23 protein-coding genes are annotated in these 21,053 nt (G+C 75.8%); 18 read left to right on the forward strand and 5 right to left on the reverse strand.

Going from position 1 to position 21,053, the window contains the following annotated elements:
- The first annotated feature begins 78 nt into the window (after window positions 1-78).
- A complete protein-coding gene (locus CRP39_RS10935; protein ID WP_097206422.1) occupies window positions 79-1,053 on the forward strand; it encodes a patatin-like phospholipase family protein in 975 nt (324 codons plus the stop codon).
- Window positions 1,054-1,063: 10 nt separating this feature from the next.
- Here the strand turns inward: CRP39_RS10935 and CRP39_RS10940 are convergent, their stop codons facing one another.
- Window positions 1,064-2,020 carry a sensor histidine kinase gene (locus tag CRP39_RS10940; protein ID WP_097206423.1) on the reverse strand — a complete coding sequence of 319 codons (957 nt, stop codon included), beginning with the start codon at window positions 2,018-2,020 and terminating at the stop codon, window positions 1,064-1,066.
- Between the two features lie 173 nt (window positions 2,021-2,193).
- Window positions 2,194-2,901, reverse strand: coding sequence for an alpha/beta fold hydrolase (locus CRP39_RS10945; protein ID WP_172442396.1), 708 nt, complete (start codon window positions 2,899-2,901; stop codon window positions 2,194-2,196).
- Window positions 2,902-3,033: 132 nt separating this feature from the next.
- Between CRP39_RS10945 and CRP39_RS10950 the strand changes: the two genes are divergently transcribed.
- Window positions 3,034-3,243 (forward strand): dodecin, encoded by a 210-nt coding sequence (locus CRP39_RS10950; RefSeq protein WP_097206425.1) that lies wholly within the window; start codon window positions 3,034-3,036, stop codon window positions 3,241-3,243.
- Between the two features lie 35 nt (window positions 3,244-3,278).
- On the opposite strand, the gene CRP39_RS10955 is transcribed toward CRP39_RS10950, so the two are convergent.
- Window positions 3,279-3,482: a hypothetical protein gene (locus CRP39_RS10955; RefSeq protein WP_097206426.1), complete on the reverse strand. Its 204-nt coding sequence runs from the start codon at window positions 3,480-3,482 to the stop codon at window positions 3,279-3,281.
- An 80-nt stretch (window positions 3,483-3,562) separates the two neighbouring features.
- On the opposite strand from CRP39_RS10955, the gene CRP39_RS10960 reads away from it, so the two are divergent.
- The 15 genes from CRP39_RS10960 (at window position 3,563) to gcvP (ending at window position 18,466) form a co-directional block, all read left to right on the forward strand.
- Window positions 3,563-4,423 (forward strand): alpha/beta fold hydrolase, encoded by an 861-nt coding sequence (locus tag CRP39_RS10960; RefSeq protein ID WP_216359696.1) that lies wholly within the window; start codon window positions 3,563-3,565, stop codon window positions 4,421-4,423.
- A gap of 330 nt (window positions 4,424-4,753) precedes the next feature.
- Window positions 4,754-5,188 carry a hypothetical protein gene (locus CRP39_RS10965; RefSeq protein ID WP_097206428.1) on the forward strand — a complete coding sequence of 145 codons (435 nt, stop codon included), beginning with the start codon at window positions 4,754-4,756 and terminating at the stop codon, window positions 5,186-5,188.
- 116 nt (window positions 5,189-5,304) lie between these two features.
- Entirely contained in the window at window positions 5,305-6,180 is an 876-nt protein-coding gene (locus CRP39_RS10970; protein WP_097206429.1) for an alpha/beta fold hydrolase, read from the forward strand.
- A gap of 98 nt (window positions 6,181-6,278) precedes the next feature.
- Complete coding sequence (locus tag CRP39_RS10975; RefSeq protein WP_097206430.1) at window positions 6,279-6,479, forward strand: DUF1918 domain-containing protein; 201 nt, start codon at window positions 6,279-6,281, stop codon at window positions 6,477-6,479.
- Window positions 6,480-6,482: 3 nt separating this feature from the next.
- On the forward strand, window positions 6,483-8,552 hold the full coding sequence (locus CRP39_RS10980) for an elongation factor G-like protein EF-G2 (RefSeq protein ID WP_097206431.1): 2,070 nt from the start codon (window positions 6,483-6,485) through the stop codon (window positions 8,550-8,552).
- Window positions 8,553-8,747: 195 nt separating this feature from the next.
- Window positions 8,748-9,416, forward strand: coding sequence for a cardiolipin synthase ClsA (gene clsA, locus CRP39_RS10985; protein ID WP_097206432.1), 669 nt, complete (start codon window positions 8,748-8,750; stop codon window positions 9,414-9,416).
- The gene (locus CRP39_RS10990) at window positions 9,413-10,339 is read left to right on the forward strand and encodes a DUF881 domain-containing protein (RefSeq protein ID WP_097206433.1); all 927 of its coding nucleotides are present in this window, start codon (window positions 9,413-9,415) and stop codon (window positions 10,337-10,339) included. Before clsA ends, CRP39_RS10990 begins: the two co-directional genes overlap by 4 nt.
- A 3-nt stretch (window positions 10,340-10,342) precedes the next feature.
- Window positions 10,343-10,675 carry a small basic family protein gene (locus CRP39_RS10995; protein WP_097206434.1) on the forward strand — a complete coding sequence of 111 codons (333 nt, stop codon included), beginning with the start codon at window positions 10,343-10,345 and terminating at the stop codon, window positions 10,673-10,675.
- Complete coding sequence (locus tag CRP39_RS11000) at window positions 10,672-11,691, forward strand: DUF881 domain-containing protein (protein WP_097206435.1); 1,020 nt, start codon at window positions 10,672-10,674, stop codon at window positions 11,689-11,691. The genes CRP39_RS10995 and CRP39_RS11000 overlap by 4 nt, the downstream gene beginning before the upstream one ends.
- A gap of 41 nt (window positions 11,692-11,732) precedes the next feature.
- Complete coding sequence (gcvH, locus tag CRP39_RS11005; RefSeq protein ID WP_097206436.1) at window positions 11,733-12,134, forward strand: glycine cleavage system protein GcvH; 402 nt, start codon at window positions 11,733-11,735, stop codon at window positions 12,132-12,134.
- 335 nt (window positions 12,135-12,469) lie between these two features.
- Entirely contained in the window at window positions 12,470-12,985 is a 516-nt protein-coding gene (gene odhI, locus CRP39_RS11010) for an oxoglutarate dehydrogenase inhibitor Odhl (protein ID WP_097206437.1), read from the forward strand.
- 58 nt (window positions 12,986-13,043) lie between these two features.
- A complete protein-coding gene (ftsR, locus tag CRP39_RS11015) occupies window positions 13,044-13,760 on the forward strand; it encodes a transcriptional regulator FtsR (RefSeq protein ID WP_245853780.1) in 717 nt (238 codons plus the stop codon).
- 117 nt (window positions 13,761-13,877) lie between these two features.
- Window positions 13,878-14,366, forward strand: a complete 489-nt coding sequence (locus tag CRP39_RS11020) for a bifunctional nuclease family protein (protein ID WP_097206439.1) — start codon at window positions 13,878-13,880, stop codon at window positions 14,364-14,366.
- A gap of 265 nt (window positions 14,367-14,631) precedes the next feature.
- Window positions 14,632-15,204 carry a MerR family transcriptional regulator gene (locus tag CRP39_RS11025; RefSeq protein WP_097206440.1) on the forward strand — a complete coding sequence of 191 codons (573 nt, stop codon included), beginning with the start codon at window positions 14,632-14,634 and terminating at the stop codon, window positions 15,202-15,204.
- Window positions 15,205-15,457: 253 nt separating this feature from the next.
- Entirely contained in the window at window positions 15,458-18,466 is a 3,009-nt protein-coding gene (gene gcvP / locus CRP39_RS11030; protein WP_097206441.1) for an aminomethyl-transferring glycine dehydrogenase, read from the forward strand.
- 191 nt (window positions 18,467-18,657) lie between these two features.
- On the opposite strand, the gene CRP39_RS11035 is transcribed toward gcvP, so the two are convergent.
- Both CRP39_RS11035 and coaA read right to left on the reverse strand, forming a co-directional pair.
- Window positions 18,658-18,861, reverse strand: a complete 204-nt coding sequence (locus CRP39_RS11035; RefSeq protein ID WP_097206442.1) for a DUF5999 family protein — start codon at window positions 18,859-18,861, stop codon at window positions 18,658-18,660.
- Window positions 18,862-19,054: 193 nt separating this feature from the next.
- Entirely contained in the window at window positions 19,055-20,008 is a 954-nt protein-coding gene (gene coaA / locus CRP39_RS11040; RefSeq protein ID WP_097206443.1) for a type I pantothenate kinase, read from the reverse strand.
- A 98-nt stretch (window positions 20,009-20,106) separates the two neighbouring features.
- On the opposite strand from coaA, the gene CRP39_RS11045 reads away from it, so the two are divergent.
- Window positions 20,107-21,039 carry a GNAT family N-acetyltransferase gene (locus CRP39_RS11045; RefSeq protein WP_097206444.1) on the forward strand — a complete coding sequence of 311 codons (933 nt, stop codon included), beginning with the start codon at window positions 20,107-20,109 and terminating at the stop codon, window positions 21,037-21,039.
- Window positions 21,040-21,053: the final 14 nt, after the last annotated feature.

The following is a 21,053-nucleotide window of genomic DNA, read 5'->3' on the forward strand; positions in this document are numbered from 1 at the left end:
TGGACCCGGTTCGTGCCCAGCCTCGGGAGATCGGCACTACCCGGCGCGGGCGGCGGTATGCCGTGCCAGGCTCGGCGTATGACGCGGGTCGGTCTCGTCCTGGGCGGCGGCGGCGTCGTGGGGCAGGCGTACCACTCGGGCGTCCTGGCGGTGCTGGAGCACGACCTCGGCTTCGACGCGCGCACCGCCGAGGTGGTCGTGGGGACCTCGGCGGGGGCGATCACCGGCACGCTGCTGCGGCTCGGTGTCTCCGCGGAGGACCTCGCCGCCTGGACGGTCAAGGCCCCGCTGTCCGGCGAGGGGGACGTGATGCGTCGGGTCGCCGCGACCCCCGTTCCCGACCTGGCCCCCTTCCGGCCGCTGAGCCTGTTGCGTCGCCCCGCGCGGCTGCCGGGACGGCACATGGTGCAGCGAGCGCTGACCCGTCCCTGGCAGTTCCGGCCGCTGGCTGCCGCGATGGCCCTGCTGGCCCCGGGGCGGCACGACGTCGTGGAGCAGCTGGCCGCCCTGCGGGAGGTCGAGCAGCCGGGCTGGCCGGAGCGTCCGCTGTGGATCTGCGCGGTCCGCCGGCGCGACGGCCGCCGCGTCGTGTTCGGCCGCCCCGGGACGCCGCCGGCGCCCATCCACCTGGCCGTCGCGGCCTCGTGCGCGGTGCCCGGGTACTTCGCCCCGGTCGAGATCGACGGGCACGCCTACGTCGACGGCGGCGTGCACTCGCCGACGAACGCGGCGGTCCTCCGGGGCCGCGGCCTCGACCTGGTCATCGTGATCTCGCCGATGAGCGGCTCCGCCGGATGGCGCCCCGACTTCTACGCCGCCGCCCGCCGGCACGCCACCCGCCTGCTGGACCGGGAGCTGCGGGCGTTGCGGGCGGAGGGGGTCGCGACCGTGGTCTTCGCCCCCGGCGCGCGGGAGCAGCAGGTCATGGGCAACGACATGATGGCGCGCTCCCGCCTGGACGCGGTCATCCAGGAGTCGTTCCTCGCCGCGGGCCGCCGGGCCGCCGCCCCCGCCGTGGCCGACCTCGTCCGGAGGGCGGCAGCGGGCGGGTAGCGGGATGGGCTCAGCGCAGGCGGGAGGTCAGGCGGACCGTGACGCCGTCGTCGTCGCTGGTGATGTCCACGTGGTCGCACAGCTGCCGGGCCAGCCACAGCCCCATGCCGCCGCGGGAGAGGTCCGCCCCGTGGGCCGGCCCGTACCCGGCGAACGGGTCGGTGAGCCCGTCGCCGCGGTCGGTGATGCGGCAGACGACGCGGTCGGCCGACGCCCACAGGCGCAGGTCCACGGGCGGCCGGCCGTGGCGGACGGCGTTGGACGTCATCTCGTCGACGGCCAGCAGGAAGTCCTCGGTGGCGTCGCGGTCCCCGTCGAGGCCGGCGAGGACGGCGGCCACCGCGTGGCGCAGCCCGATGAAGTCCGCGACACCGGTCGCGGCCAGGCGCGGGGGCGCGTCCTCCAGCGGCTCGCGGGGCACGGGGAGGGACCGAAGGTAGGCCCCCGGCTCGGTGAACGCGCGGTTGACCCGGCGCCCGCCGGCCGACACGACGTGGGGATGGGTCCGCCGGCCGGCCTCGACGACCTCGTCCGGGAGCCGCTGGGTGTCGAACACGCACAGCCCCCACAGCGGCCAGGCCGCGAGCGCGTCGTTGATGACCGCCTCGTAGCGCTGCCACTCCACCCAGGTCCGCGGCGTCGGACCGAAGTCGGCCTCGCCGACGACCCGCACCCGCCGGAACCCCTCGGTGACCCGCTTCTCCGCCAGCTCGCGGAAGGTCGTGATCGCGGCCGGGGTGCGGGCGCGGTAGACATCGGACCGGGGGAGCATGTGGACGCGGGGGTCGTCGCCGACCGCCTCGCGCAGGAGCGCGGCCGTGTCCCCACCGGTGGCGACCACGGCGGCGTCCCCGGCGGCCAGCCCGTCGAGCAGGAACGGCACGGCGACGGAGACCAGTTCCGCGGGGGAGTCGTGGAACAGCGCGTCGTGGACGTAGCCGCTGGGCGGGCCGCCCTCTGGCACCACGTGTCTCCCCTCGGCTCGCCGCACCCGGAGACGCCCGGGGCGTCCCCTCCGACGGTAGCCCAGCCGACGGCACCGGCTCCGCACACGGCGCGAGTGCCGGGCGTGGTCCTGCGCACGCGCGCCGCAGCCCCTGCCCGCGCCGCCCTCGCGCCGCCGCGGACGTGGGCGCCGGCCTACCCCGCCCGGCCGGCGGCGGCGACGCGCTCGGCGACGAGGGCCGCGACCTCCTCGGGCCGGGTGGCGGCCGGGCTGTGCCCCGACGACCACTCCAGGGTGCGGGTGGCCCGGGCCGCCATCGCCCGCTGCCGCTCGGGGTGGACCACCTCGTCGGCCGTGCACACGACGTAGGTCGACGGCACCGTCCGCCAGGCGATCGTCTCCGGGACGCCGCGGAACACCGTGCGGGACACCGGGCGCAACCGGGCACCGGCCGCCGCGGCGACGTCGGCCGGTGCGTCGCTGTACAGCAGCCGCGACCCGAGCCCGGGGTCCAGGCGCACCTCGTCGCCGGACACCCGCATCGCCTCGCCCAGCCCCGTGTCCGGCAGTCCCTCCCCGGCGCGGGTGCGGCTCACCGACTCGCCGTCGTCCAGCTGGAAGGCCGCGAGGTACACCAGCTCCCGTACGAGCGGGTGCGCCCCGGCGCCGGTGATGACCGCGCCACCGTACGAGTGCCCGACGAGCACCGCCGGCCGGCCGAAGGACTCCAGGGCGTCGAGGGTCGCGCGGGTGTCGGCGGTCAGGTCGGTCAGCGGCAGGTCGACGGCGACGCTGTCGACGCCGCGCTCGGCGAGCGCGGCGCGGACGGCGTCCCAGCACCACGCGCCGTGCCACAGGCCGTGTACCAGGACGGCGCCGGGGTTCGTCGGGGTGTGCTCCACCCGGTCCAGTGTGGACGGTCTCGCTCCGGCGACGCGGTGCGGCCCGTCACGAGGCGCGCGGGCACGGCCGGCCCGGCCATGATGACCGGCGTCGCCCGGGTACCCACCCGGACCGGAGCGGAGGAGACCCCCGTGACCCAGCACGTGTACCGCCTCAGCGAGATCGTCGGCAGCAGCACGACCAGCGTCGACGACGCGATCCGCACGGCCATCCGGAAGGCGTCCGGGACCGTGCGGAACATCGAGTGGTTCGAGACCCAGGAGATCCGCGGCCACGTCGTCGACGGCGACGTCGCCCACTTCCAGGTGCGGCTGAAGATCGGTTTCCGCGTCGAGGACTGAGCCGGCGGCCGGCGCCGGCTCAGGCCGGCGCCGGCTCAGGCCGGCGCCTGCTCCCGGCACCGCGGGCACACGTCGTCGGAGCCCACGCCGCGCCGCCCGCTCCAGCTGCCCTGCACGACGGCGACCGGCGTGCCGCAGACCGCCACCCACGGCGGCGGGCCGTCGGCATCGGCGCGGGGGACAGCGTGTGCCCGCGCGGTCTCCTGCTCCCGGCCGGCCACGTGGTCGCTGCTGGTCATGGACCCAGCATGGCCCCGGCGCCGCAAACCGGTCGACGGGGCGCCCACCCGGGGACGAGGGTGGCCCCGTGGAGCGCCGGGTGCCCGTCGACGAGGGCGTCGAGCTGTGGGTCGAGGAGCGCGGCGACCCGGCCAGGACGCCGCTGCTGCTGGTCATGGGCGCCAACGCCAGCGGCCTGGTCTGGCCCGAGGCGCTGGTCGACGGGCTGGCCCGGCAGCACCGGGTGGTGCGCTACGACCACCGCGACACCGGCCGCTCCACGTGGGCCTTCGACGAGCACCCGTACGCGGTCCGGGACCTCGCCTCCGACGCCGTCCGGATGCTCGACGCGCTGGGCATCGACCGGGCGCACGCCGTCGGCATGTCGATGGGCGGCATCCTCGTGCAGCTGCTGCTCATCAACGCCCCCGACCGGCTGCGCAGCGCCACCGTCCTCTGCACGTCGGCGCTCGGCACCGGCCTGGCCGGGGACAGCGACCTGCCCGGCCCGGCCCCGGAGCTGCTCGCCTACTGGCAGACGATGGGGGAGGAGCGCGACGTCGAGGCCGAACTCGACTGGCGGGTGGAGCACTGGCGGCTGCTGAACGGCCACGGCGTGCCGTTCGACCCGGCCGAGTTCCGCGCCCTGGAGCAGCGGGTGATCGCGCACAGCGGCACACCGCGCGGCCCGGTCGCCCACGCGCTCGCCGACCAGTCGGGCCTCGACAGGGGACCGGAGCTGGCCGCCGTCCGGGTGCCCACGCTGGTGGTCGAGGCGCCGGAGGACCCGATCAACCCGCCGCCGCACGCCCCGCACCTGGCCGGCCTCATCGGCTCGGCCACGCTGGCGACCGTCCCCGGGATGGGCCACGCGCTGCCGGCGGCGGTGGTCGGGCCGCTCACCGAGCTCATCGCCGGGCACACCGCCGCCGTCGACGCCGAGGAGCAGCGCGTCCGCTGACGCCGAGGAGCAGCGCGTCAACTGACGCCGAGGAGCAGCGCGTCAACTGACGCCGAGGAGCAGCGCGTCCGCTGACGAGCCGTGGTCCGGCGCCGCTGCGCCGTCCGCGGTCCCACAGCGACGACCCGGCCCGGTCACAGGCCCGGCACAGGGGCGCCTCCGACGTTGGGTCGACGGCCGGGGAGACCGGCCCCCGACCGAGGGGATCCCCGTGCGCAGGAAGCTCGTCATCATCACCACCACGGCCGGCGTCCTGGCCCTGTCCGGCCTGGCCGTGGCCGTGCCCGCGCTGGCCGCACCGACGGCACCGGGACGGCGACGTCGTCCGTGGTGGACCGGATCCGGGGCGCGCTGTCCGGCCTGGTCTCCGACGGCTCGATCACCGAGGAGCAGGCCGACGAGGTGGCCGGCACGCTCAGCGAGGCCGGCATCGGCGGCCACGGCGGTCACGGCGGCGGGCGGCTGGACCTGTCCGCGGCCGCTGCGACCCTGCGGATGACCGAGGACGAGCTGCGCGCCGCGCTGGCGGCCGACGGCGCCACCCTCGCCACGGTCGCCGAGGACCAGGGTGTCGACCTCGTCACCGCCCTCACCGACGCCGCCGAGCAGCGCATCGCCGACGCGGTCACCGACGGCCGGCTCACCCAGGAGCAGGCCGACGAGCGGCTGGCCGGCCTGGCCGAGCGGATCAGCGAGCGGGTGGACAGCACCGACCTGGGGCACCGCGGCGGCGGCCCGCGGCCCGAGGGCGGCTCCGCCGACTGACCCGCGGAACCGACGCGGAGCGGCGCCCCCCACGGGTGGCGCCGCTCCGCCGGGTCCGGCGGGGGAGGGGCCGTTCCCGGCGGGACGGAGCCGCCGTCCCGCCGTAGCCTCCGCCCATGCCACCCCAGGAACTGGAGATCCCCTCGGCCCACGACGTCCCCGTCACCGCCTACCGCTGGGACCCCGCCGGCCCGCCCCGGGGCGTCGTGCAGCTCACCCACGGGATGGGGGAGCACCTGCTGCGCTACGGGCCGCTGGCCGCGCAGCTCACCGCGGCCGGCTTCGTCGTCGTCGGGCAGGACCACCGAGGGCACGGCGCCACGGCGCGCGACGGCCGGTGGGGCGAGCTGGGCCCGGGCGGCTGGGACGAACTGGTCCGCGACATCGGCCGGGTCTCCGACCGCGTCCGCGCCGACCTGCCGGGGCTGCCGCTGGTCCTGCTCGGCCACAGCATGGGCTCCTTCGCCGCGCAGCAGTACGTGCTCGACCACGGCGACGAGCTCGCCGGCCTGGTCCTCACCGGGACGGCGGCCCTCGACCTGCTGGAGCCGGCGCTGGACCTCGACCAGCCGCTGGACCTGTCGGCGTTCAACGCGGCGTTCGAGCCGGCCCGCACCGACTACGACTGGCTGTCGCGGGACGAGGCCCAGGTCGATGCCTACGTGGCCGACCCGCGGTGCGGCTTCGGCCTGTCCCGGGAGGACGGCCGGCAGATGTTCGTCTCGGCGCGGCAGCTGGCCGACCCGCGGCGGGTGGGCGGCGTGCGCGCCGACCTGCCGGTGTACGTCGCGGTCGGCGACCAGGACCCGGTCAACGGCGCGCTCGCCCTCGTGCACGGGCTCGTGCAGCGGCTGGGCGACGCCGGCCTGACCGACGTGACGCTGCGGGTCTACGAGGGCGCCCGCCACGAGGTCTTCAACGAGACCAACCGGGACGAGGTCGTGGCCGACCTGCTCGGCTGGCTGGACCGCGTGGTGCCGCCCACCGGCTGAGTCCGGCCCGCCTCCGTGGCGGGGGGCCCTTGATCGCCCTCCGCCCTGCGGGCAGGCTGTGACCCACACCACAGACCGGGACACGCCGGGAGGCCGCCGTGGAAGCACGAGTCGGGGACAAGATCGTCGTCCACTCCACCCACCAGGGAGAGCCGGAACGCACCGGCAGGGTGGTCGAGGTACGCGGCCAGGGCGGCGGACCGCCCTACGTCGTCCAGTGGGACCCCGACGGGCACACCGGGGTCTTCCACCCGGCAGCGGGGTCGTGCGCCGTCGTCCCCGAGCCGGCGAACGGCTGACCGGTGGCGAAGGACACCGGGACCGCGCCGGCCCCCCGACCGGCCAGCAAAGTGCGCAACGTGGCCCTCGTCGGCCACGCCGGAGCAGGCAAGACCACCCTCGCCGAGGCGCTGCTCGTCGCCACCGGCGCGCTGCCCCGGGCCGGCCGGGTCGAGGACGGCACCACCTGCCTGGACAACGAGGAGGTGGAGGTCCGCCAGCAGCGGTCGGTCTCCCTCGGCGTGGCCACCGTCGAGCACGCCGACCACCGCATCACCCTGCTCGACACCCCCGGCTCGCCGGACTTCGTCGGCGAGCTGCGTGCGGGGCTGCGCGCGGCCGACGCCGCGCTCTTCGTCGTCTCCGCGGTGGGCGGCGTCGATGCCGGCACCGTGCAGCTGTGGGAGGAGTGCGCGGCGGTGGGCATGCCGCGCGCGGTGGTCATCACCCAGCTGGACCGCGCCCGGGCCGACGTCGAGGAGACCGTCCGGCTGTGCCAGACCGTGCTGGGCGAGGGCGTCTACCCCGTCCACCTCGTCGAGCGCGGCCCGGACGGCGCCGTCACGGGGCTGGTCTCGCTGCTCCAGCCCGGCGCTCAGGCCCCCGACGCCGACCGGCTCCGCAGCGAGCTGATCGAGGGCATCATCGGCGAGAGCGAGGACGAGGCGCTGATGGAGCGCTACCTCGCCGGTGACGAACTGGTCCAGGCCGACCTGATGAGCGACCTGGAGACCGCGGTCGCCCGCGGCCACTTCCACCCCGTGCTCTGTGCAGCGCCGCTGTCGGGCATCGGCATCGACGCGCTGCTCCACCTCCTCGTCAACGGCTTCCCGTGCCCCATGGAGCACGGCTGCCCGCCGGCCACCCGGCCCGACGGTTCCCCGGCGCCGGCGCTGACCTGCGACCCCGACGGCCCGCTGGTCGCCGAGGTGGTCAAGACGACCACCGACCCGTACCTGGGCCGGGTCTCGCTGGTGCGGGTCTTCTCCGGCACCCTGCGCCCGGACGCCGCCGTCCACGTCTCCGGGCACGGCATGGCCGACCGCGGGCACCCCGACCACGACGTCGACGAGCGCATCGGCGGGGTGTCCTCGCCGCTGGGGTCCTCGCTGCGGCCGGTGGCCGCCTGCCCGGCCGGCGACGTCTGCGCGGTCGCCCGCCTCACCTCCGCCGAGACCGGTGACACCCTCTCCGCGCCGGACGACCCGCGCCTGGTCCCGCCGTGGGACCTCCCGACCCCGCAGCTGCCGGTGGCGCTGGAGGCGGCCTCCCGCTCCGACGAGGACCGGCTGGCCACCGCGCTGACCCGGCTGGTCGCCGAGGACCCCACGGTGCGGCTGGAGCGCCGCCCGGACACCGGCCAGCTGCTGCTGTGGTGCGTCGGCGAGGCCCACGCCGAGGTGCTGCTGGAGCGGCTGCGCGTCCGCCACGGCGTCTCGGTGACGACGGTGCCGGTGCGGGTGCCCATGGTCGAGACCCTGGCCGGCCCGGCCCGGGTGACCGGCCGGCACGTCAAGCAGTCCGGCGGGCACGGGCAGTACGCGATCGTGGTCGTCGAGGCCGAGCCGGGACCCCCGGGGTCCGGCATCGTCTTCCAGCAGCGGATCGTCGGCGGCACGGTGCCCAGCCAGTTCCACGGCAGCGTCGAGAAGGGCATCCGCGCCCAGGCCGAGCGGGGGGTCTCCGGTGACCGCCCGATCGTCGACGTGCACGTCACGCTCGTCGACGGCAAGGCCCACTCGGTCGACTCCTCCGACGCCGCGTTCCAGTCCGCCGGTGCGCTCGCCCTGCGGGAGGCGGTCGCCGCAGCCGGCACCCGCGTGCTGGAGCCGTGGTGCGAGGTCGAGGTCGCGGTCCCGGCCGAGTACGTCGGCGCGGTGATGAGCGACCTGTCGGCACGGCGCGCGCGGGTCACCGGCAGCGACGCCGACCCCGACCGCGACCGGACGACGGTGCGCGCGGAGGTGCCCGAGATGGAGCTGCTCACCTACGCCGGGGCGCTGCGCTCGGTCTCCCACGGCACCGGCAGCTTCACCCGCCGGCCGCTGGGGTACGAGCCGGCGCCGGCGTCGCTGACCGCCGTGCCCGCGTGAGAGAGGGCCCCCTGCCGCCCACCGTGGGAGGACCCCGCGGTGGGCCCCCGCAGGGGGGCTGCCCGCCCCCCGCACCGCCCGGACGCTCCGGGGGGCGCTGAGGGCCCGGGTCACGGGCCTCCCGGTGCGCCGCCCGGGGGAGTGTCGGCGCGGGACACTAGCCTCGGGGATGGTGTGCAGCGGGCTGGAGGTTTCGTGACGTCGTCCAACGGTCCGTCGGCGGCTGCCCCGGCCCCGCCCGCCGGAGGGCAGCCGCCCGACCAGCCGGTCGTCTCCGACCGCAACGAGCTGCCCGACCGCGTCTGGACGGTCCCCAACGCCCTGTCGGTGCTGCGGCTGCTCGGCGTGCCGCTGTTCCTGTGGCTGCTGCTGGGCCCCGAGGCCGACGGCTGGGCGGTGGTCGTCCTGGCGGTGTCGGGGTTCACCGACTGGGCCGACGGCAAGATCGCCCGCGCCATGGGGCAGTCGAGCAGGCTCGGCGCGCTGCTCGACCCGGCCGCCGACCGCCTCTACATCGTCGCCACCCTCGTCGCGTTCGTCCTGCGCGACGTCGTCCCGCTGTGGGTGGTGGCCGTGCTGCTGGGCCGCGAGCTGGTGCTCGGGGTCATGCTGCTGGTGCTGCGCCGGTACGGGTACCCGCCGCTGCAGGTGCACTACCTGGGCAAGGCGGCCACGTTCATCCTGCTGTACGCCTTCCCCCTGCTCCTGCTCGCCGGCGGCGGCGGCCCGGTCGCCGCGGTGGCCCAGCCGCTGGCCTGGGCGCTGACGATCTGGGGCGGGGTGCTCTACGTCCTCGCCGGTGTCTTCTACGTCATCCAGGTGGTGGGCATCGTGCGCGCCGAGCGCGCCGGAGCCGCCCCGTGACGTCCACCCTGCAGCGCGGCGGGGGGCCGCGCTCGCTGGGCGCCTCACTGCTGGACCAGGTGCTGGCCGAGACCCTCGACCCCGCCTACCGGCAGGCGGCCGACGCCCGCGAGGCGCGCGCCGCGGCAGGGGAGGAGCGCGCATCGGCCCGCCGGCGCTGGGGGCAGGGCGCGGTCGCGCTGGTCATGGCCGTCACCGGGGTGCTGGCCGCGGTGACCTACGACGCCGCCGCCGCCGGCGCGCAGGGCCGCGAGGAGGTGCGCGAGGCGCTGGTCGCTGACATCGGCGAGGAGTCCGACCTCACCGACGCCCTGGGGGCCGAGCTCCGGCAGCTGCGCCTGGACGTGAGCGCCGCCCGGGCCGACGCGCTGGCCGCCACCGCGGTCGGCCAGCGGGCCCTCGACGAACTCGACGCAGCCGAGGTGGCCGGTGCCCTCGAGCCGGTCACCGGCCCGGGGCTGCTGGTCACCCTGGCCGACGCCGAGCCCGACGCCGACTCCGACCCGGTCGGCGGGGGCGACGAGGAGGACCCCCGCGGCCAGGTGATGGACGGCGACCTGCAGGTGGTGGTCAACGCCCTGTGGGCGGCCGGCGCCGAGGCGGTCAGCATCAACGGCCGCCGACTCGGGCCCACCACCGCCATCCGGTTCGCCGGCGAGGCCGTGCTGGTCGACTTCCGGCCGGTCGCCAACCCCTACCTGGTCAGCGCCATCGGGAACCCGGACACCCTCCGGACACGGTTCCTGGCCAACCCCCAGGTCGTCGCGCTCGCCAACTACTCCGCGTCCTTCGGACTGCGTTTCGACTTCGCCCAGGAGGACGAGCTGTCCCTGCCCGCCGGGAGTTCCATGGAGCTCCGATCCGCCGTCCCGGTGTCCGAGGAGCCCGCCGCTCCCGCGGCCGACCCCTCGCCGGGGGGCTGAGCCGTGATCCCCGTCCTCGGTCTCGCGGTCGGCGTGGTCCTCGGCCTCGTCTTCGACCCGACCGTCCCGCTGTGGCTGCAGCCCTACCTGCCGATCGCCGTCGTCGCCGCGCTGGACGCCGTCTTCGGCGGCGTCCGCGCCCGCTTCGACGGCATCTTCGACGCGAAGGTGTTCGTCATCTCCTTCGTCTCCAACGTCGTGGTGGCCGCGCTGATCGTGTTCCTCGGCGACCAGCTCGGCGTCGGCGCGCAGCTGTCCACCGCCGTCGTGGTCGTGCTGGGCATCCGCATCTTCGGCAACGCCGCGGCCATCCGGCGGCACCTGTTCCGGGCATGAGCGCCGACCAGCGGCGGGGACCCGGCCGCGGAGCGGACCCGGCGGACGGCCCCGAGCCGCCGCGCGACGACGCGGTGCGGCCGCCGGCCGGTCCCGACCCCGAAGACGCGCCCGGCCCCGACACGCCTGGCCCCGACACGCCTGGCCCCGACACGCCGCGGCCCGCCGGTGGGGCGGCGTACCCCGGTGCGGCGGTCGCCGGGCCGCCGGCAGAGCCGGTGCCGGGGGCGCCGCCGGCCGACGAGCACCCCGAGGAGCCCGCTCCGCGGGACCCGGCGGCCCCCGCCGCGGACGCCCCGGCGGGGGCGGCCGCGCCCGCCCGCCGCCGGCGGCGCGACCCCCTGGCCGCGCTGCTCATCACGGTGCTGACGCTGCTGCTCGGGTTCGCCTTCGCCGTCCAGGTCCGCAACACCGGCACCGACGAGGACCTCGCCGGCGCCCGCGAGGAGGACCTCGTGCGCATCCTCGACGAGCTCAACGACAGCGAGGACCGGCTGCGCGCCCAGATCGCCGACCAGCGGGCCGCCCTGCGGGAGCTGACCAACACCGACAGCCGGTCCGAGGCGGCCCTGCAGGAGGCCCGCGACCGCGCGGAGGCGCTGGGCATCCTCAACGGCACCGTCGCCGCCCAGGGCCCGGGCCTGGTCATGACCATCCGCGACCCGGAGGGGGAGGTCCGCGTCGCCGACCTCCTCGACGCCGTCCAGGAGCTGCGCGGCGCCGGCGCGGAGACGATGCAGATCGACGGCGTCCGGATCGGCGTCTCCACCGCCGTCACCGGCGAACCCGGGCGGCTGCGGGTCGACGGCCGGGAGGTGAGCAGCCCCTACGAGATCGTGGTCATCGGCTCCCCGCAGGACCTGCAGACGGCGATGAACATCCCCGGCGGGGTCGTCGACCGGGTCGGCCGCCAGGGCGGCAGCGTGGAGATCGTGCAGTCCGACCGGGTCGTCGTCGACGCGTTGCGACCGCTGGACACGCCTGAATACGCTGCGCCGGACGACGGCGACGACTGACGCCCCGTCCTTCCCCGATCCGCGACTGGAGACGACGCCGCATGGCCACACCCGACGACCGCCGCTACACCGACCAGCACGAGTGGGCCCAGCTGCAGGGCGGGGGCGAGGCGGCCGTCGTCCGGGTGGGCATCACCGACCACGCGCAGGACGCGCTCGGCGACATCGTCTTCGTGCAGCTGCCGGAGGTCGGCGCGGAGGTCGCCCCGGGCAACCCGATCGGTGAGGTGGAGTCGACCAAGTCGGTGTCGGACGTCTACTCGCCGGTGACCGGGGTGGTGACCGCGGTCAACGAGGCCCTCACCGACGCGCCCGAGACCATCAACGCCGACCCGTACGGCGCCGGCTGGCTGGTGGAGATCGGCATCCCCGCCGATGCCGGGGACCCCACCGAGGACCTGCTGGACGCCGCCGCCTACCAGGCCCTCGTCGACGCCGGCTGACGCCGGCGCCGGGCATCGCGGCGAGCGCCGGCGAGCGGGGAGCGGACCGGCGCGCGGGGTCAGCCGGTGAGCCCGGCCCGACCCCGGCGGGAGCCTCGACGGCGATCACTATGCTCACCTCGGGCGGACCCCGCGGCACCGCTCGTAGGCACCGCGGGCCCACCCTGAACGTCCGGTTGACCCTCGGGTCAGCCGCTGGTTCCATGACCCACGGCCCGCCGTGACCCACACGGCGGTCGACCCGCGGCGGGCTGTCCGGCCCGTCGTCCGCCGGCCGCCCGCGGCCAATCGACCTGGCCCGCGGCGGTGCCACCCCTGCACCGGAGGAGACAGACGTGCACTGCACTCGTTGTGGCCACAACAACCCCGAGGGCAGTCGCTTCTGCGCGCAGTGCGGCGCGGCGCTGTCCCAGGAGCGGATCGGCGAGTCCACCAGCGTCATCCCCAAGGTGGGTGGCGAGGACTCCGCGGAGACCCCCGAGGTCACCGAGACCGACGCCCACGCCGGTGCGGTGGAGTCGCTGCCCGCGGGCTCGGCGCTGCTCGTCGTCAAGCGCGGCCCCAACGCCGGGAGCCGCTTCCTGCTCGACCAGGACGTGACGACGGCGGGCCGCCACCCCGACAGCGACATCTTCCTCGACGACGTGACGGTCAGCCGGCGGCACGTGGAGTTCCACCGCGAGGGCGGCGGCTTCTCCGTGCACGACGTCGGCAGCCTCAACGGCACCTACGTCAACCGCGAGCCGGTGGACGTGGCCTCGCTGGCCGGAGGCGACGAGGTGCAGATCGGCAAGTTCCGGCTCGTGTACCTCACCGGTCCGCGCACGGGCGAGCCCGCTCCTCGCGCGTGAACCCCCGGAAGCACCGCTCCGGGGAGTCGTCGCCGGTGCCGACGGCAGCGTGACCGCGGTGGCCTCGCGCGCGAGCGCGTTCGGGGACGCCGACGACCAGCACGCCCCCCGCCTGACCATCGGCGAGGTGCTGAACGTCCTGCGCGACGACTTCCCCGACGTGACGATCAGCAAGATCCGCTACCTGGAGTCCGAGGACCTCGTCCACCCGCAGCGCACGCCGTCGGGCTACCGGAAGTTCTCCTCGGCCGACGTCGCCCGGCTGCGGTACGTGCTGGCCGCCCAGCGCGACCACTACCTCCCGTTGAAGGTCATCAAGGAGCACCTGGACGCGCTGGACCGGGGCGAGCCACTGCCCGGGTCGGCGCCGGCGCCGGCGGGGGGAGCGGCCCCGGAGCCGGACGCCGGCAGCCTGCCGCCCGAGCAGTTCGCGCGGGCGGCCGGCCTGGCGCCCGGGCAGTTGGCCGACTGCGTGCAGTTCGGCCTGCTGGCGCCCGACGCCGAGGGGCGGCACCCGGCGGCCGACCTGCCGATCGCCCGGGCGGCCGCCGGGCTCGCCCGCCACGGGATCGAGCCGCGGCATCTGCGCGTCTACCAGAACGGCGCCGAGCGGGAGGCCGGGCTGGTCGAGCAGCTGGTCGCGCCCGTGCTGCGGGCGCGGTCGGAGGAGGCCCGGACCCGCGCCACCGAGAAGCTGCAGGAGCTGGTGGCGCTGTCGGCACAGCTGCACGGCGCGTTGCTCGAGGCACGCCTCCGGGACCTCCTGCGTCCCTGACGGCGGCGTACCGTGGTCGCCGTCGGGCCCCTGCCCCGGGCCCGGCGCACGACCCGTCCACCAGCCGCCAGACCGATCCACCGCCCCTAGCGGGCCCGCAGCTGAGGGAGCCCTCCCGTGCAGGAACTCAGAGTCGTCGGGGTCCGGGTCGAGCTGCCCGGGAACCAGCCGATCCTGCTGCTGAAGGAGACGCAGGGGGAGCGGTACCTGCCGATCTGGATCGGCGCGGTCGAGGCCGCCGCGATCGCCTTCGAGCAGCAGGGGGTGCGGCCGGCGCGGCCGATGACCCACGACCTGCTGCGCGAGGTGGTCCGCGCGCTCGGCGCCACGCTCGAGGCGGTCAACATCACCGAGATGCGTGACGGCATCTACATCGCCGAGCTGGTCTTCGGCAACGACCGGGTGGTCAGCGCCCGCCCGTCGGACGCCGTCGCCCTCGCCGTCCGGACCGGTGCGCCGATCTACGGCGCCGAGGAGCTGCTCGACGAGGTCGGGATCGAGATCCCCGACGAGCAGGAGGACGAGGTCGAGAAGTTCCGCGAGTTCCTCGACCAGATCTCCCCGGAGGACTTCGGCGCCGGTTCCGGCTCCGGCGGCACCCCCTGACGTCCGCCCGTCGCCTCGTCGGTCCCTTCAGTCACTGCAGTCACACCGGTACCGGAACGGCTCAAGTCCGGTGCACCACCTGCCGATACCCCTGAAGGATGAGTGCGGCGACACGCCGCCCGCCTCAGTTGACCGACCCCTGGGCCCGGCTTACGGTCGGCGAACAACACCGGTGTGACACCTGGGACGTGCAGTGACACGGACGACGGTGCGCCCGCCGGGGTCGCCGCGGCGAACGCTGCGGGACGCAGAGGAGGACGCTGACGTGAGCGACCAGAGCAACGGCTCCCAGGGTCAGCTCTTCAGCGACGCCGCTGTGGGGGCGCCGTCCTACGACGAGGTCGACAGCGACCTGGTCGGGTACCGCGGCCCGACGGCGTGTGCCGCTGCCGGCATCACCTACCGCCAGCTGGACTACTGGGCCCGTACCGGCCTCGTCGCCCCCTCGGTGCGCAGCGCCACCGGCTCGGGCACACAGCGGCTGTACTCCTTCCGCGACATCCTCGTGCTCAAGGTCGTCAAGCGGCTGCTGGACACCGGGGTCTCGCTGCAGAACATCCGCCGGGCCGTGGACCACCTGCGCAACCGCGGCATCAAGGACCTCGCCAACGTCACGCTCTTCTCCGACGGCGCCACGGTGTACGAGTGCACCTCCGCCGAGGAGGTCGTCGACCTGCTCGCCGGTGGGCAGGGCGTCTTCGGGATCGCCGTCTCCGGCGCCCTGCGCGAGCTCTCCGGTGAGCTCGCCGAACTGCCGGCCGAGCGCATCGACGGCGGCACCGTGCACCCGACCGACGACGAGCTGTCGATGCGCCGCCGCCGCCGCGCCGCTGTCTGATGCGATGACATCGCGGTCCTCCGGACCGCACCGCGGCCAGGTGCCGTCCCCTGCTCCGTTGAGCACACCCCCGTGTCCCGGTCGGGGACCCTCCGGGCCCCGCGACCGGTCCACCGCGGCCAGGTGGCGTCCCCTGCTCCGTTGAGCACATCCCCGTGTCCCGGTCGGGGACCCTCCGGCGTGTCCGTCCGTGTCGCTGACGACGACCCCATGATCAACAGGGGTGTGGCGGGGCGCTGGTAGCGTCGCGGCAATGGCGGACCGTGCCCCCAGCCCCCGTGACGGCAGCCTCCCCGCACTCTCCGCGCTGGATCCATCGGGGTCCTTCGCGGCCCGGCACATCGGCCCGCGGCCCGCTGAGACCGAGGCCATGCTCGCCGCCGTCGGCCACCCGACGTTGCAGTCGCTGATCGACGCCGCCGTGCCGGAGGTCGTCCGCGACCGGGCGCCGCTGGACCTGCCGCCCGCGGCCGACGAGGCGGCGGTGCTGCGGCTGCTGCGGGAGCGCGCCGCGGCCAACGAGGTCTTCACCTCGATGATCGGGCTCGGCTACTCGGGCACGGTGACCCCGGCGGTCATCCAGCGGACCATCCTGGAGAACCCCGCCTGGTACACCGCCTACACGCCGTACCAGCCGGAGATCAGCCAGGGCCGTCTCGAGGCGCTGATCAACTTCCAGACGATGGTCGCCGACCTCACCGGGCTGCCGGTCGCCGGCGCCTCCATGCTCGACGAGGCCACCGCCGCCGCCGAGGCCATGACGCTGGTGCGCCGGGCCGGACGGGCGACGGCGGACGCGGTGTTCGTCGTCGACGAGGACACACTGCCGCAGACGCTCGCCGTGCTGCGGACCCGCGCCGAGCCGCTGGGCATCACCCTGCACGTCACCGACCTGTCCGCCGGGTGGCCGGCGGACCTGCCCGAGGCCGGCGCGTTCGGTGTCCTGCTGTCCTACCCGGGTGCCAGCGGAGCGGTCCGCGACCACCGGGCGCTGGCCGCCGCCGCGCACGAGGCCGGCGCGGCGGTCGTCGTCGCCGCAGACCTGCTCGCACTGACCCTGCTCGAGGCGCCGGGGGAGTGGGGTGCCGACGTCGCCTGTGGCAGCAGCCAGCGGTTCGGCGTCCCGATGGGCTACGGCGGTCCGCACGCCGGCTACCTGTCGGTACGGGAGGGGCTGGCCCGGCAGCTACCCGGGCGGCTGGTCGGGGTGTCGGTGGACGCCGACGGCGACCGCGCCTACCGGCTGGCGCTGCAGACCCGCGAGCAGCACATCCGCCGGGAGAAGGCGACCAGCAACATCTGCACCGCCCAGGTGCTGCTGGCCGTCATGGCCGGCACCTACGCGGTGTACCACGGCGCGGAGGGCCTCACCGCGATCGCCGCCCGCGTGCACCGCAGCGCCCAGACCCTGGCGGCGTGGCTGCGCGGCGGCGGGGTGGACGTCGTCCACGACCGGTTCTTCGACACCGTGCTCGCCCGGGTGCCCGGCCGCGCCGCCGAGGTGGTGGCCGCCGCCGCGCAGCGGCGGATCAACCTGCGGCTGGCCGACGCCGACACCGTCGGCATCGCCTGCGACGAGACGACGACCCTGGCGGTCCTGCGCGCGGTCGCCGAGGCGTTCGGCGTCCCGGCCGACGACACGGCGCCGGACGACGACGGCGCGGACGCCCTCCCGTCCGAGCTGCGCCGCCGCACCGCGTTCCTCACCCACCCGGTGTTCACCGCGCACCGCTCGGAGACCGAGCTGCTGCGCTACCTGCGGTCCCTGGCGGACAAGGACCTCGCGCTGGACCGCACGATGATCCCGCTGGGCTCGTGCACGATGAAGCTCAACTCCGCGGTGGAGATGGCCGCGATCACCTGGCCGGAGTTCGCCCAGCTGCACCCCTTCGCCCCTGCCGAGCAGGCCCGCGGGTACCGGCAGCTGATCGACGAGCTGTGCTCGGCACTGGCCGAGATCACCGGCTACGCCGCGGTGAGCGTGCAGCCCAACGCCGGGTCGCAAGGGGAGTTCGCCGGGCTGCTGGCGATCCGCGGGTACCACCACTCCCGGGGCGAGGCCCACCGCGACGTGTGCCTAATCCCGTCCTCGGCCCACGGGACGAACGCCGCGAGCGCGGTGATGGCCGGCATGCGGGTCGTGGTGGTCGCCTGCGACGAGGCCGGCAACGTCGACGTCGGCGACCTGCGGGCCAAGGTCGACCAGCACGCCGAGCGGCTGGCCGCGATCATGATCACCTACCCGTCGACGCACGGGGTGTTCGAGACCGAGATCCAGGACATCTGCGCGGCCGTCCACGACGCCGGCGGCCAGGTCTACGTCGACGGCGCCAACCTCAACGCGATGGTGGGCCTGGCCCGCCCGGGCCGGTTCGGCTCCGACGTCAGCCACCTGAACCTGCACAAGACCTTCTGCATCCCGCACGGGGGCGGCGGGCCGGGGGTCGGGCCGATCGGCGTCCGGGAGCACCTGGTGCCGTTCCTGCCGGGCCACCCGCTGGTCGACACGGGGGCGCGGGGGCCGGCGGTGTCGGCGGCGCCGTGGGGGTCGGCGGGCATCCTGCCCATCTCGTGGGCGTACCTGCGGCTGATGGGCCCCGACGGGCTGACCCGGGCCACCGAGCACGCCATCCTCGGGGCCAACTACCTGGCCGCGCGCCTGCGGGAGCACTACCCGGTGCTGTACACGGGTGCGGACGGGCTGGTCGCCCACGAGTGCATCCTCGACATCCGGCCGCTCACCAAGGCGACCGGGATCACCAACGACGACATCGCCAAGCGGCTGGTCGACTTCGGGTTCCACGCCCCGACGATGAGCTTCCCGGTGGCCGGGACGCTGATGGTCGAGCCGACCGAGAGCGAGGACCAGGGCGAGCTGGACCGGTTCGTCGACGCGATGGTCGCCATCCGCGCCGAGATCGGCAAGGTCGCCGACGGCGAGTACGACCGCGCCGACAACCCGCTGCGCAACGCCCCGCACACGCTGGCGATGCTCGCGGGGGAGTGGGACCGCCCGTATCCGCGGGAGGTCGCCGTCTTCCCGGTCCCGGCGTTGCGCGGGCGTGGCTACCTCGCGCCGGTGCGCCGCATCGACCAGGCGTACGGCGACCGCAACCTGGTGTGCTCGTGCCCGCCGCCGGAGGCGTTCGAGGAGCCGCAGCCGGCCCCGGGCGTCACGGCTCGGGTGCCGGAGCGGGCCGAGGGCTCGCCGGACGACCTGGGCACCGCCGCGGACGCGGTCCCCGCCGGCGCCCAGGCCTGACGGCACGACCGGCGGCTCCGCCGGGGGACCGGGGCCGGGGGACTGGGGCCGCCGGAACGAGCGCCTCCAGGGGCCGTCCTCGGCCGTTCGTACGACCGTTATCCCCAACACAGCGCGGGTTGACCCGCGCCCGCAGGACCGCCACCGAGGAGGAGGGGCCGACGCGGGGAGCCCTCCTCCTCGGCGCCCGCTCAGCGGGAGGCGAGCTGGGGGACCCGCCAGGCGCGGTGGTCGGCGACGGCGCGCCCGTCGGGCAGCAGCTCGCCGTCGTCGTCGAACAGGACGACGCCGTTGCAGAGCAGGTTCCAGCCCTGCTCGGGGTGGCTGCTCACCACCGCGGCGAGGTCACGCTGGTCGCTGGAGGCGTCGGGGCAGGGGGATACGTGGGCGCACATCGGGATCTCTCCGATCGGCCCGGCGGGGAGCCGGGTTCACTGAGTGTGTTGGTCCGGTGACCAGATGCTCCCGAGTGTGGGCGCGACAGCGTCCGCTGTCAGGTGACGAACCTCACGACCTCACCCCATGGGGTCGTCAGGACTCGCCATGGCCGGCGTGCACCGGCCCGGGCGGGCCACGACCCGGCGGCGGTCAGATCTTGCGGAGCAGGACGCGGCGGACCTTGTGGTCGGCGGCCTTCTGCAGCACCAGGCGGGCTCGCGAGCGGGTGGGCACGATGTTGCTGCGCAGGTTGGGGCCGTTGACCGCGGCCCAGATGCCGAGCGCGGTGTCCCGGGCCTGCGCGTCGGTCAGGCCGGCGAACCGGTGGAAGTAGGCCGAGCTGTCCTGGAACGCCGTCCGCCGCAGGGCCAGGAAGCGCTCGACGTACCAGCCCTGGATGTCGGTCTCCGCCGCGTCGACGTAGACCGAGTAGTCGAAGTAGTCCGACAGGAAGACCTCCGCGGTGCTGCCGTCGGCCCGCCGCCCGGCCTGGAGCACGTTGAGGCCCTCGATGACGAGGATGTCCGGACCGTCCACGACCTGCGCGGCCCCGGGGACGATGTCGTAGGCCTGGTGGTCGTACAGCGGGGCGCTGACGGCGCCGCGGCCGGACTTCACCGCGGCGAGGAACCGCAGCAGCCCCCGCCGGTCGTAGCTCTCCGGGAAGCCCTTGCGGCCCAGCAGCCCCCGCGCCTCCAGTTCCGCGTTGGGCAGCAGGAACCCGTCGGTGGTCACCAGGTCCACCCGGGGTGCGCTGGGGCCGGCCGCCAGCAGGGTCTGCAGCAGCCGGGCGGTGGTGCTCTTGCCGACGGCGACGCTGCCGGCGACGGCGATGACGTAGGGCACCTTGGCCGTGGCGTCGCCGAGGAACTCGCTGCGGGCCGCCCACAGCCGCCGGCTGGCCTCCACGTGCAGGTCGAGCAGCCGGGCCAGGGACAGGTAGACCGTCGAGACCTCGTCGAGGTCGATCCGGTCGCCGAGGGAGGCCAGCGCCCGCAGCTGTCCCTCGTCCAGCGGCAGCGTCGCGCCTGCGGCGAGCGCCCGCCACGAGTCGCGGTCGAAGACCGCGTAGGGCGAGACCTGAGGTCGTGTGCCTGCCGTCACGCCACCATCGTGCCGGTCACCGGGCTCCCCTCACCCGGCCGGGGGTCCCCGGAGCCGGGACGGCCGGTGCGGGAGCCGCCCCCGTCTAGGGTGCCGGTGTGCCCACGTCGCCCGGGCTGCTCGAGTGCATCGAGCGGTACTTCGCCGCCGCGCCGCTGCCCGACGCCCGCATCGAGACCGCCGGCGCGCTCGACGTCCCGGTCGGCAGCCCCGACTGGCCCTACCCGGCCCGGCCGCGGCCGGGCGAGCGGGTCACGACGGACGACGTCCGCGCCGCCGTCGCCGTGCAGCAGCGCGCCGGCCTGCCGGTGGCGCTGGAGTGGGTGTGCGAGTCCGCGCCGTCGGCCGCCGCGGCCGTGCGCGCGGCCGGCCTGGCCGTGGACGAGTCGCCGTTGCTGGTCGCCGCCGACCCGGTCGACCTGCTGCTCCCGTACGGGGTGCGGCTGTACCTGGTGGGCGCCGACGACCCTGAGCTGCCCCGTTACCAGCAGCTGGTCTCGATCGCCTTCGCCCACCCCGGGCCGCGGGCCGACGTCGGTGACGCCGCGGTCGAGGCGGTACCGGAGTCCTCGCGGAGCGCGGTCCTGCGGGAGCGGATCGCCACCGGGCGCACCGTGATGATGGTGGCGGTGGAGCGTGGCGAGCCGGTCGCGGTCGGCGCGCACCATCCGGTCGACGTCGACGGCACCGAGGTCAGCGAGATCACCGGCGTCGCCACGCTGCCGCGGCTGCGGGGGCGCGGCCTGGGCGCCGGGCTCGCCTCCGCGCTGGCCGCGCACGCCCGCGAGACCGCCGAGCTGGTCTTCCTCGTCGCCGGGGACGACGACGTCGCCCGCGTGTACGAGCGCATCGGCTTCGCCTGGCTGGCCACCGTCGGCGTGGCCGACCTGCCGGACGGCGACCTCGCCGACACCGAGCTGTGCGACACCGAGCTGCCCGACACCGAGCTCCCCGACACCGAGCAGTCCGACACGGGGCTGCCCGGAACCGGCACCGGTGCCGCGGCGGCGGAACGGGGCCGGCCGGGCTGAGGCCGGCCGGCGGT

It is taken from the genome of Geodermatophilus sabuli (genome assembly GCF_900215145.1).
Lineage (GTDB): Bacteria > Actinomycetota > Actinomycetes > Mycobacteriales > Geodermatophilaceae > Geodermatophilus > Geodermatophilus sabuli.